Here is a 12088-nt window from a genome sequence, read left to right on the forward strand (position 1 = left end):
TGGGTCAGACACAACTGACCCATTTATCTTTAAATTAGCCTTTTTTTGTCCCACAGACTCACATTTGAGTCTTCAGCTTGTGAGCCAAATGCAACTATGTGTCATTAATCTTTGTTATAACGTTGTTCAAACTATTTTTTGAAGGACCAAAAATGCAAAAAATAATTCTGATCACAGGAGCCACAGATGGCATCGGTTTAGAGACCGCAAAAGCACTGACGCAGCAAGGGCACCATGTTCTGATTCATGGACGCAACCCAGCTAAGGTCAATAAAGTCGTGACCGCTCTGTCTCGCCTGTCTAAGAATGCAATCATCGAAAGCTACATCGCAGACCTATCGAGGCTCTCTGAAGTTAAGGCGCTTGCAACCCAAATCAAAAGCGATCACAAACGACTCGATATACTCATTAACAACGCAGGTGTGTATAAGGTGTCGGACATCACCACCCCAGACAATCTTGATGTGCGTTTTGTCGTAAACACCATTGCGCCTTATCTACTGACACAAAAGTTGCTCCCTCTTTTTAATGCGACAGGTCGTATCGTCAACCTATCTTCAGCAGCCCAAGCACCCGTAGATCTAGAGGCATTAATCAGCCCCAATGCGGGTGAACTTGATGGCCCGGTTTACGCACAAAGTAAGCTCGCACTGACGATGTGGTCTATCGAATTAGCCAATTCGCTATCAACTAGCCAGACAAGCTCCCAAGCAAATAACCAAACAAGCTCCGGATCAAAAAATGGCCCCGCCGTTATCCCTGTAAACCCAGCCTCTTTCCTTGGCAGTAAATTGGTAAAAGATGCTTATGGCGTTGATGGTAACGATCTGGCAATCGGTGCCGATATCCTTTGTCGTGCAGCGCTCAGTGAAGAGTTTGCCAACGCTTCCGGTCAATATTTTGATAATGATTCTGGGTTATTCAAAGATCCGCACTCCGACGCTTTAGACAACACTAAGAACCACAAGCTGGTGACAGTGCTTGATCAATTACTCGAAGAAAAGCTGTGCGTTACGCACTGATCATTAATTAGTAAAAATACCACTAAAACTACCCCAACAATCCAAGCCGCAGTTCTATCTATACAGACAAAGAACTGCGCACTCTTTCGATTATTAAAATATCTTTAATACTGATTCCCCGCTTTGCCCAATTATCACTCAAGATGCAGATTGTTAGACTTGTCCTCGTCGAAACAATACAGGCTAAGGCCGAGGAGCATTTATGCGTTTTGAAGGCAAAGTTTATCGTCCTTGGATGGAAGCAGAAAGCGTACTCATCCAAACAACATTGGGGTGCAGCAATAACCAATGTACCTTCTGCACGATGTTTGATGATAAGCGTTTCAAAGTAAGAGATATCAAAGACATCTTTGAAGATATTGATGCGGCGAGAAAAATCTACCCGCATGTTGAATCTATCTTTTTAGTCGATGGTAACGTGATGGCGATTAGAACCGAGATGCTGATTTCGATTCTGGATTACATTAAAATCACCTTCCCAGAGATCAAGAACATTTCTCTGTATTCAGGCTTCAACGACTTCCGTCGTAAGAGCTTATCGGAACTGAAAGAGATCAAATCGGCAGGTTTGAGCATGGCGTATTCAGGGTTGGAGTCAGGTGACCCTATTGTTCTTGAACGCATTCAAAAGCGCATGACTCGTGAGCATGCGATTGAAGGAATGAACCTAGCGCGTGAAGCCGACATTAAAGTACTGGCTTCATTTATCTTTGGCCTTGGTGGCAAAGAACGCTCTGTCGAGCATGCAATTAATACCACTAGCTTGCTGAACATCATGCAGCCAGATGCAATTGCACCCATGGCTTTGGCGGTTCAACCGGGCTCAGTATTAGAGAAAGAAGTAAACCGTGGCGAATTTGTATTGCCAACACCATTGCAGATTCTAGAAGAAGAGAAGTACTTGCTCGAAAATTTAGAGGACTTCGATTGTTACTACTGGGGCGACCATGGGAACAATATCTCGCCGATGCGAGGCATGCTTCCTCAAGCGCGTAAGCCGTTTCTTGATAAAATCAATCAAGACATCGCGCATAACCCGATCACTAAGCAAAACGTCATTAAAACCTTTGCTTGGTAAGCGCTCGATTTAACTCCTAACCAGTAAACGAAAACAGACCAAACAACAGGCGTTGCAACTCCATATTATGGAATAATCAAAGTCCAGCAGCGCCTAACGTATATCTTACTTTTTCAGGTTCACAGCTCTACCTAAGCCAAAGCCGCTAACAACAAGTCAGTACTCGCTTCAACGTGAGCTGCAATCTCTTGTTCGGTGGGTGCAGGCATTCCCATCAACACACCATCTCTGACACTCATCACCATACCAAGCCACAGCTTAATTTTGGTTTGTGGTTCTTCAACATCGAATCGCTCATTGAAAAACTGAGCAAGCACTCGATCGGTATCATCTGGGCCAACGTCCATAAAACGGCTAACTAATTCTGGAGACTTACTGCCTTCTGCTATCAACAGCTTAAAGGTCGCAATATGTTCGCTCGAAAGATGAAACAAAACGAAGTCTTTTGCGAAGCCCAATAGCGCTTGTCGAGTATCTTCGTGTTGCAAATGCACCACCAACTTATCGTCTGTCTGGCTACCCATTTGTCTTAACGTCGCTTCAAACAACACATCTTTAGAAGAGAAGTATCGATAAAGCGTTTGCTTAATCATTTCCGCTTCACTAGCGACTCGGTCCATGCTGGTTTGCACATAGCCTTCCGCGAGGAATATCTCCTTCGCCGCTTTTAAGATCGCGAGTCGTTTCTTCTCTTTGTTCTGCTCAATCTTGCTCATTACTTCATACACCTCAAAGCAGAAGTAAGAAACACACGAACCTTCGGCTTCACCCTCGCAATTGCGGGCGCCGTGATGATTGGTATTACGATCGTCGTTTCGGGTTCATTTTCTTCAGGTAATTGGATAGGCGATGCGTTGGCTGTGTTCGCAGTGATCTGCCTTTCAATGATGTTTACCTTGCTGCGTAAATATCAAGACGTCAGCCGATTGGCGAGTGTTGGCCTAGGTGGTTTGTTGCTCGCGGTTGTGATGTTTTTCTTTGCAACGCCGTCAAGCTACAGCGTTGAAACGTGGTTAATCATGGGCATGATGGGCTTGTTTACGGCTCCTGTTGGCCGAGTGTTATCTATGGTCGCAACGCGCCACATTACCGCACCAGAAGTATCAATGACTCTGATGTTAGAAACCGTCTTAGCGCCAGTTTGGGCGTTTATCTTCTTCACCGAAATTCCGCCTTTGACCAGTATTGTCGGCGGTGTGGTGATCTTGATTACCATCTTCATCTACACCTTAGTGACGATGAAAAACCAAGAATAATTAAGAACTAATAAAGAGACTAATAGGAGCTAAATATGTCTGCTGAACTGAAATTTATTGGCCGAATTGCCACGCCTTATCACTTGGTTTCAGAGTGCCCGAATAATATCCAACCGGACAACGGCCCGATCTGTGAAATCATCTTAGATGACGTTTACCAACAAGGTTTGCTAGGCCTAAACAGTAGCGAGCACATCTTGATCTTGTATTGGTTAGAAGGCGCAAAACGAGACGAACTGATACAAAGCTGGGATGAAGAGACGCCGACCAAAGGCACCTTTGCACTGCGCTCACCACACCGACCAAACCCAATCGGTGCAGCCGTGCTACCGATTGAAAAAATAGAGAATGGCACCGTAACCGTGAGAGGTTTAGATTGCTTGAACAACACACCACTATTGGATATCAAGCCTGCGATCTATAAAGAGAAAGGATAAGCAAGAAATTGGTCTTCCTAAACCAAGAGCGAGCTGTGCGTTAGCGAAAGGAAGACATTACGCATACTTGATGAAAGCTTGGCTTAACTGCTGAAAGAGTGAGTCTACGTTGGGAAGGCTCGTCAAATGTGCGGACAACAGTGTATGAACCTGCGCATCCACCACGGTTGGATTCCCGCAAACTTGATTATAAAAATTCACTGGCGCAACGATGTTCTCTAAGTCGGCATCTAACAAGATACAAGCTTGCGAAAGTACAATTTGGCCGCCCCCTTGTTTAAGCAATACACGTTGCGCAGTACCCACTATTTTTTGTTTATTGATATTGAGGTTGTAGTCACCATCACAATAAGAACCGGGGGTGGCGTGTACATCCACATCGATGCCCAATTCTTTGAAAAACAGGGTTAATACATTGCACAGATGTCGATACGCTTTTTGGATATTGTAGGCTTCATCGCGAGGCCAATGGTAAATGTGCGATAAGTTAATGATCCCCGGTAGTTGAGGTACGGGAGCGCCACCTGTTTTACGTGAGGTGAGTTGCCAGCCTTGTGCCGCGAGTTGTTTTCTAGACTCTACCGTCACTGGCCACTTTTTACCTGCGGGCAAAACGAGTGTTGGCGTTTTTGCTTGCCAAAGCATTAAGGCTTGCCCAATCTCACCCGCCTGTATTTGCTGCAATAACTCAGCTTCTTTTTCAAACGCACGATCAACATCAATGTGCGGGTAACGTACGAGTTTATTCGTTAACTTCAATGCACTTTCCTCTACAGATTGTGGTGACTTAGTATTTAGCGTTCTGGGATGGTTGATGATAGACCGGACTATATAGGATAGAAACAGCGCCAAAATTTAGTTATTGATGTCATAGTTGCTTGTCAGTTGCCCATCTCAAAGCCTAGTGCTAACATTTGTACACACATCAACAAAGGAATAAATCATGGACACTAGAATTCAATTTCGTGTTGATGAGGAAACAAAACGCCTAGCTCAACAAATGGCTGAGAGCCAAGGTCGCACTCTGAGTGACGCATGCCGTGAGCTTACTGAGCAACTCGCCGAACAACAACGCAAAGCATTATCTCACGATGCATGGCTAACTGAACAAGTAAACCTAGCATTTGAGAAGTTTGACTCAGGAACATCCGTTTTCGTTGAACACCAAACTGCTAAATCTCGAATGGAAGAACGCAAAGCCAGAATCCGTAATCGAGGTAAGCAATGATTTTATGGGAAGAAGAATCACTCAATGATCGTGAAAGGATCTTTGAGTTTATCTATGACTTCAACCCTGATGCGGCAGAGAACGCTGACAACCTCATTGAAACAAAAGTAGAAAACTTGCTTGAGCAACCTTTAATGGGTGTACAGAGAGACGGCATTTGTGGACGATTACTTATAATTCCTGAGATTTCGATGATTGTCTCTTACTGGGTCGAGGGCGATATCATCCGAGTTATGCGTGTACTCCACCAGAAACAAAAATTCCCTACGGATTGATCACTTCCTCTGGGGAACTAGCCGCGTTAAGTAGTGAGCAACGCCACCACTGAACCTAACCATACCACCTTAAACACAAAACCCAACGATAGCACTAAAAATGCCAAGCGTTGGGAATCTGTCTTAAACGCTTTGTTAAATTGCTTTTTTCCGTAGCTTTGCATTTGCTAATAACACGATTGAGCCACCTAAAATACGCCTTACGCCAAAATAGCCACCTGACGACGAAAGTTGGTGTACCTGAAGTGAATCTGAGTCAAGCCTGTCAAACCAGTATGGAGCTAAAGAGCATTGAGCAGAGCCTGTCGCTAGATCTTCAGATATACCAATTTTGGGCGCAAAATATCTTAATACGTACCCATTTTCGCCATTTGCTGCAGTCACGATTAAAGCATGGTAATTACCAAGCTGTTTAAAGCGCATATCATCAGGCTTAAAATCTTTTACAGATTCTATTGAGGGCAAGACTATAACTAAGTCTCGAGTTAAAAATACGTCAATAGCATCAACTGCCAAATCCGCTATTTCTGGCGGAACGACACATGTTTCACCTTTCCAGCTTGGCACCTCAAGAGTATACGCACCGTTCTTTTTGGCAATTGAGACTTCTCCGTATTTGCTATTGAAAAGTACACAATCGAGTTTGTACTTAGAGATGATTGCAGCACCAGCCCCTAAGCTACCATGCCCACACAGGTTAATTTCCCCATCCAGCGCAAACCAACGAATGTGAAACTGTCCATTAATTTTGATGACAAAAGAGGTAACTGGAAGCCCTGCTTCACAAGTTATTTTCTGTAACTCTTCATCAGAAAGCCAACTATCAAGCTCTAATACACCACAAGGGTTACCAGAAGCCGACTCACCACCAAACACATCATATGTTTCTAATTTGATAATTCACCACCCTCGATTGCAATTTAACGAATGACATGGATTCCCCCTCCCGAGGATCTGCCACACTTATGTGGTACTTAAATGCATCGGAGGCACCATGTCTGATTATTCTTATTTCTGCGGTATCGACCTAGCTAAAAACCACTTTAGTCTTCATGCCGTAGACCAAAATGGAAAGGTCATACTTCATAAGTCAGTAACCCGCTCTAAACTACTGACTACAATAGCAAATATGCCACTCATGCGTATAGGCGTTGAAGCGTGTGGTGGTGCACATTATTGGGCAAGAACACTCAATAAACTGGGTCACGACACCCGTATTATGGCCGTTAAATACGTAATTCCTTATCGAACCAAGGGAAAGAACGACCTTAATGATGCTGTTGCTATCTGCGAAGCTGTTCAGCGACCATCCACTCGCTTTGTGCCCGTAAAATCACCCGGGCAACAAGCCATCCTATCGGTACATAGAATGAGAGAGCATTGGGTTCGTGAACGCACCGCGCTTATGAATCGCATGCGTGCCCTACTTTCTGAGTTCGGGTTGATCATTCCTGTTGGCTGCTCTTCGTTAATGAAGCACGTTCCCTTAATGCTGGAAGACGCAGAAAATGAGCTGCCACACCTCGCAAGAACAATGATTGCCGATGCTTATCACCACCTTGGAGAATTGAATCAACGTATCGCCGATACTGAGCAAGTCTTCGATTCTTTTGCTAAGGTCAGCGCTAATGTTCAACGAGTGATGAAGGTTCGAGGTATCGGGCCGCAAACTGCAACAGCGATACTTGCTTCGATAGGTAATGGCTCTCAATTTGATAAAAGTCGCGATTTCTCTGCTTGGCTAGGCTTAGTACCAAAGCAATATTAGACAGGAGGAAAGCCTCGCTTAGGCCGGATAACCAAACACGGCGACAAATACTTACGAAAACTATTAGTTCACGGCGCAAGGACCGTGATTGCCAACCTTGGCGACAAGCAAGATAAGTTAAGTCAGTGGTGTCGCGGCGTTTTAGAACGAAGAGGAATGAACCGAGCGATAGTGGCACTTGCTGCGAAGAACGCACGAATTATATGGTCGCTTTTACACAATCAAACCGAATATGAAAACTATGCTGCTTAAGTAGAAACCTAAGCAGCATAAAGAGTTAAACCCACCGGGTCATTGCAGACGCTAATGATGGAGATAGGTTAAGACCACTTGCGGAGAGCCTGTTAATGCGGCGGACACACTAGATGTCATCTAACGAATAAGGCACCGCAGTCGCGCAAGTCATCAGGGCCACGACGTATGCGAATCGTCGATAAGTAGGCCGAATGTAGAGCGGCAGTCCAAAACCCATCAACGTAAGTTTAGCGGATGTTTGACAACCGGGGGAATCCATGTAGCCGCGTTAAGTAGTGAGCAACGCAATCAGTGAACCTAAACCATTGCACCGTAAACACAAAACCCAACCGTGGACTGAGAATGCCACGCGTTGGGAATCTGTCTTAAACGCTTTGTTATAACACTTGTAGAGCTACATTGATGTGCATGTTCCTTTAATCGCCATATCTGTTTTTAGAACTTCTGCCTTACCTTTTGCCTCATCAACAAGCTCCACATTAGCACCTCCAACGAAAGCGCCCATCTTTATGTATTGATTGACAAAATATAACCGACCTTCTTCAGTTAGTATCGTTAACTCATTTGCGGAAAACTCTGATTCTGTACCAACAATATGAGTTTTGTTTCCTTCAACCTCATGATAAAAGAATACCCCTGGAGCACTTTCGCCTATACATTCATTATCAATATAGATATCTTTTTTAAGGGCTCCTCCTACAGGAGAATCCGTCCTATAAACATAAACGCCTGCATTACCATTTTCTGGAGATTCAAATTTTTTAGCTTGATTCGATTTTTCTGCATCTACAGTTGGAACAGAAGCACAACCCGACAAAATTGAAAGAACGATTGATGATAATATTACTTTATTTTTCATTATGTTAACCTAGCATTGATTGAAGGGATGAATTCTATATTACCTTATTGACTCGATCAATTAATGAAGTGTTATAACGAATGATATGGACTCCCTCTACCTGACACTCTGCGTGCCATACTTACTAAGTACACACTGAAGAACTGGAGGTTACTATGTCCACCATTCAAACTATTGGCGTTGACCTCGCCAAGAATGTGTTCAGTATTCACGGCGTTGATGCATATGGCAAGTGCGTCCTACGCAAAACTGTCAAAAGAAACAAACTCTTAGAAACATTCGCGAAGTTACCGCCCTGCCTCATCGGTATGGAGGCGTGCTCTGGCGCACACCACTGGGCGAGAGAGCTACTGAAACTCGGTCATAACCCAAAAATTATGGCGTCCAAATTCGTTATTCCATATAGACAAAATGAGAAGAATGATGCCAATGACGCAGAGGCTATCTGTGAAGCGGTATCTAGACCCAAAACACGATTTGTCTCTATCAAAAGTGAAGAGCAACAAGCTATGCTTTGCCTGCATCGTATTCGGCAGGGGCTAATTAAAACAAGAACAGCGACCATTAACCAACTCAGAGGTTTGCTTTCCGAATTTGGCATTGTGATGCCGCAGGGTCGCTACTCGGCTCAAAACACCATTGGTAGCGTTCTTGAAGATGCAGAAAATGGTTTGCCTATACTCGCTCGAGAGCTACTTCAAGATCTATCGAACAAGATTCAAAACCTTAACCTAGAAGTATTGCACTATGATCGCAGAGTCTCTGCTTTAGTTCGTGAGATGGCTTCAGCCAAAGCCCTCATGGATATTCCAGGTGTCGGTGAACACAGTGCAAGTGCCATTGTCGCGACCGTCAATGACGCCAAACAATTTGGCTCTAGCCGCCAATTTGCCGCTTGGATAGGGTTGGTGCCAAGACAATACTCAACAGGTGGTCATGTTCATCTTGGTCGCATCAGCAAAAGAGGCGAAAAACATATTCGCACTCTACTTATTCATGGCACAAGAGCCGTTATTGCACGATGTAAAGAGAAAACCGATCGCAACAGTATTTGGTTAAATCAACTCGTTGAACGACGAGGTTATAAACGAGCAGCTGTCGCCCTAGCAGCAAAAAACGCTCGTATAATATGGGCATTATTAACAACAGGAAAAGAGTACAAGATTAATTATGTAAACGGTTAACACTCACCGAGTCAAAGCAATAGCAAATGATGACAATACGACCAGACCGAGATGCCTAAACCTGTTTAATTGGGAAGTAATAAATACTGTTTAACGAATGAGGCAGGCATCAAGCGAATATCATCAAGGTGACGGAACGAATCCGATTAAACACCGAATGTAGAGCTGCTGTCCGATCCACTGTTGTCAGCGGGAGTTATTGTTGACAAAAGAGGGAGTCCATGTAGCCCAATTAAGGTGCGACAACGCTGTAACACCTAAACTAAACCATTGCACCGTAAACACAAAATTCAATTCGAAGTGAAGCCGCCACGCGTTGGGAGTCACTCTTAAATTGCTTGTTAGCTTAAAAACTTACCACACACGCAAAGCTTCATGCGTTTTCATAACCAATTTATCGATATATTCAGAATAACTTTCCGCAAAGAAAATTGTATTTTCTCCTGAACAATTAACCTTACTAGCTTGTAACGCACTTTTTCTCAGTTGTTCAGCTAAATCGAGATCTGATTTTAGTTTGTAAATAGTCGTTAACTCAGCAGAAGACAAAGCACTCAAAACTTCGTGAGGCAAGTAATTGAAATTAAAAACTGGATTTTCGGCAATCACCATTTTCGCTAAAGCTTGTTGATGTAGAATAGCGTTTTCATTAATGTTGACCAACTGCGATCTCAATAGCTTCTTGGCATTTCGGTTATTCTCTATGTCATTTTGCTTCTTCTGATAGCTAGGTAAAAATAACGCGACTAAGACTGCAAAAGTGGTAGCGATTGCAGCTAACCATGTGCCTAACATACTCCAATAAGAAACGTCCTCTACACTCATTTTTTCTCCTTTAAGCTAACGCCTGCATAACACGTTTGCTACCATACAGATTAAGCCCAAATTTACCACTTAATACGATAAACCCAAAGAAATCTAGAATGCCGAATGTAGCAAATCGTGTTGATGCGATTGTTAGGCCTTATCAACCTCAACCCTGGATCTTATTTTTGCCACATCAATACTTATTTGTTTTATCACTTCTTCCATTAGGTCATTTGTCCCAAAAGCAAAACTATTATAGATCTCTGAAACCTCGCTGAAATATTCCTGTGGTTCAATACCGTGAGCTTCAGACATTACTTCATGTTCATCTGCCTTTTTTATATAGTCCGCCGCAGAGTATCTAAATTTTTGAAAAGCTATATCTAAATCATTTGAAATATATAATTTATTTTTAACTATTATCTCTCTTAAGTCAGAATAAGCTTTAAAATATTTATCACCATAAGCATCTGTTAATGCTAAAGAAAAATCCTCTAACATATCTTTTGTATATTCATTATCCCAATTTAATAATAACTGATATGTTTCAATGCGTTTTTTAAAAAATATTTGATACAGCTCTGTTGATATAGCTCCGAAAGATTCTCTTTCTTTTAATACTGTAGCTGTTTTAGCTTTGAATTCTTCTAATGAATTAGTGTGTTTTGACTTCAATATTGCTAAATCTTGGTTTAAATTTGCAGCTGTTCTTTTAGATACTTGATCGATTAGTAATTTTTCAAACAACTTCCCAAAAGCTAATAAAATTGCTGCGCTTCCACCTAATGAAACTAATATTGATGATACTGTACCTGAAATCAAAATAACTCCTTACTTAAATTTACAATTTGGGCCTAACGAATGACATGGATTCCCCCTACCGAGGATCTGCCACACTTACGTGGTACTTAAATGCATCGGAGGCACCATGTCTGATTATTCTTATTTCTGCGGTATCGACCTAGCTAAAAACCACTTTAGTCTTCATGCCGTAGACCAAAATGGTAAGGTCATACTTCATAAGTCAGTAACCCGCTCTAAACTACTGACTACAATAGCAAATATGCCACTCATGCGTATAGGCGTTGAAGCGTGTGGTGGTGCACATTATTGGGCAAGAACACTCAATAAACTGGGTCACGACGCCCGTATTATGGCCGTTAAATACGTAATTCCTTATCGAACTAAGGGAAAGAACGACCTTAATGATGCTGTTGCTATCTGCGAAGCTGTTCAGCGTCCATCCACTCGCTTTGTACCCGTAAAATCCCCCGAGCAACAAGCCATCTTATCGGTACATAGAATGAGAGAGCATTGGGTTCGTGAACGCACCGCGCTTATGAATCGCATGCGCGCCCTACTTTCTGAGTTCGGGTTGATCATTCCTGTTGGCCGCTCTTCGTTAATGAAACACGTTCCCTTAATGCTGGAAGACGCAGAAAATGAGCTGCCACATCTCGCTAGAACAGTAATAGCCGATGCTTATCACCACCTTGGAGAATTAAATCAACGTATCGCCGATACTGAGCAAGTCTTTGATTCTTTTGCTAAGGTCAGCGCTAATGTTCAACGAGTGATGAAAGTTCGAGGAATTGGACCGCAAACCGCTACTGCGATACTTGCTTCGATAGGCAATGGTTCTCAATTTGATAAAAGCCGTGACTTTTCAGCTTGGTTAGGACTCGTACCAAAGCAATATTCCACAGGAGGAAAACCTCGGTTAGGCCGAATAACCAAACACGGAGATAAATATTTACGAACGCTATTAGTTCACGGAGCAAGGACCGTGATTGCCAACCTTGGCGACAAGCAAGATAAGCTAAGTCAATGGTGTCGAGGCGTTCTAGAACGGAGAGGAATGAACCGAGCGATAGTGGCACTGGCCGCGAAGAACGCACGAATTATATGGTCGCTTTTAC

General features: G+C 43.1%; 13 protein-coding genes and 2 pseudogenes. 9 read left to right on the top strand and 6 right to left on the bottom strand.

Going from position 1 to position 12088, the window contains the following annotated elements:
* The first annotated feature begins 152 nt into the window (after positions 1-152).
* A complete protein-coding gene (locus OQJ75_RS10805) occupies positions 153-1022 on the top strand; it encodes an SDR family NAD(P)-dependent oxidoreductase (RefSeq protein WP_265972926.1) in 870 nt (289 codons plus the stop codon).
* Positions 1023-1224: 202 nt separating this feature from the next.
* The gene (locus tag OQJ75_RS10810; protein WP_017087617.1) at positions 1225-2100 is read left to right on the top strand and encodes a radical SAM protein; all 876 of its coding nucleotides are present in this window, start codon (positions 1225-1227) and stop codon (positions 2098-2100) included.
* A gap of 131 nt (positions 2101-2231) precedes the next feature.
* Here the strand turns inward: OQJ75_RS10810 and OQJ75_RS10815 are convergent, their stop codons facing one another.
* Positions 2232-2816, bottom strand: a complete 585-nt coding sequence (locus OQJ75_RS10815) for a TetR/AcrR family transcriptional regulator (protein ID WP_265972922.1) — start codon at positions 2814-2816, stop codon at positions 2232-2234.
* 51 nt (positions 2817-2867) lie between these two features.
* Between OQJ75_RS10815 and OQJ75_RS10820 the strand changes: the two are divergent.
* Positions 2868-3356, top strand: a pseudogene (locus tag OQJ75_RS10820) (EamA family transporter); the annotation flags it as partial.
* Between the two features lie 35 nt (positions 3357-3391).
* Positions 3392-3793, top strand: coding sequence for an SAM-dependent methyltransferase (locus OQJ75_RS10825; RefSeq protein WP_265972920.1), 402 nt, complete (start codon positions 3392-3394; stop codon positions 3791-3793).
* Between the two features lie 57 nt (positions 3794-3850).
* Here the strand turns inward: OQJ75_RS10825 and OQJ75_RS10830 are convergent, their stop codons facing one another.
* Entirely contained in the window at positions 3851-4552 is a 702-nt protein-coding gene (locus OQJ75_RS10830; protein WP_265972918.1) for a lipoate--protein ligase family protein, read from the bottom strand.
* Positions 4553-4736: 184 nt separating this feature from the next.
* Here OQJ75_RS10830 and OQJ75_RS10835 point away from each other — a divergent pair, with 184 nt between their 5' ends.
* Both OQJ75_RS10835 and OQJ75_RS10840 read left to right on the top strand, forming a co-directional pair.
* The gene (locus OQJ75_RS10835) at positions 4737-5021 is read left to right on the top strand and encodes a type II toxin-antitoxin system RelB/DinJ family antitoxin (protein ID WP_265972916.1); all 285 of its coding nucleotides are present in this window, start codon (positions 4737-4739) and stop codon (positions 5019-5021) included.
* Positions 5018-5296: a type II toxin-antitoxin system RelE/ParE family toxin gene (locus OQJ75_RS10840; RefSeq protein WP_265972914.1), complete on the top strand. Its 279-nt coding sequence runs from the start codon at positions 5018-5020 to the stop codon at positions 5294-5296. The genes OQJ75_RS10835 and OQJ75_RS10840 overlap by 4 nt, the downstream gene beginning before the upstream one ends.
* Positions 5297-5431: 135 nt before the next feature.
* Here OQJ75_RS10840 and OQJ75_RS10845 read toward each other — a convergent pair whose 3' ends face one another.
* A complete protein-coding gene (locus OQJ75_RS10845; RefSeq protein WP_323054478.1) occupies positions 5432-6193 on the bottom strand; it encodes a PhzF family phenazine biosynthesis protein in 762 nt (253 codons plus the stop codon).
* 97 nt (positions 6194-6290) lie between these two features.
* On the opposite strand from OQJ75_RS10845, the pseudogene OQJ75_RS10850 reads away from it, so the two are divergent.
* Positions 6291-7316, top strand: a pseudogene (locus OQJ75_RS10850) (IS110 family transposase).
* A 397-nt stretch (positions 7317-7713) separates the two neighbouring features.
* Here OQJ75_RS10850 and OQJ75_RS10855 read toward each other — a convergent pair.
* On the bottom strand, positions 7714-8178 hold the full coding sequence (locus OQJ75_RS10855) for a DUF2846 domain-containing protein (RefSeq protein WP_265974973.1): 465 nt from the start codon (positions 8176-8178) through the stop codon (positions 7714-7716).
* Between the two features lie 155 nt (positions 8179-8333).
* Here OQJ75_RS10855 and OQJ75_RS10860 point away from each other — a divergent pair, with 155 nt between their 5' ends.
* Positions 8334-9362 (top strand): IS110 family transposase, encoded by a 1029-nt coding sequence (locus OQJ75_RS10860; protein WP_265974972.1) that lies wholly within the window; start codon positions 8334-8336, stop codon positions 9360-9362.
* 354 nt (positions 9363-9716) lie between these two features.
* Here the strand turns inward: OQJ75_RS10860 and OQJ75_RS10865 are convergent, their stop codons facing one another.
* Both OQJ75_RS10865 and OQJ75_RS10870 read right to left on the bottom strand, forming a co-directional pair.
* The gene (locus tag OQJ75_RS10865; protein ID WP_265974971.1) at positions 9717-10187 is read right to left on the bottom strand and encodes a hypothetical protein; all 471 of its coding nucleotides are present in this window, start codon (positions 10185-10187) and stop codon (positions 9717-9719) included.
* Positions 10188-10319: 132 nt separating this feature from the next.
* Positions 10320-10991, bottom strand: coding sequence for a hypothetical protein (locus OQJ75_RS10870; protein WP_265974970.1), 672 nt, complete (start codon positions 10989-10991; stop codon positions 10320-10322).
* Between the two features lie 106 nt (positions 10992-11097).
* On the opposite strand from OQJ75_RS10870, the gene OQJ75_RS10875 reads away from it, so the two are divergent.
* On the top strand, positions 11098-12088 hold a 991-nt coding region (locus tag OQJ75_RS10875), incomplete at its 3' end, for an IS110-like element ISVisp6 family transposase (RefSeq protein ID WP_266067178.1).

Origin of the sequence: Vibrio sp. 14G-20 (genome assembly GCF_026241515.1) — a bacterium.
Classification (GTDB): domain Bacteria; phylum Pseudomonadota; class Gammaproteobacteria; order Enterobacterales; family Vibrionaceae; genus Vibrio.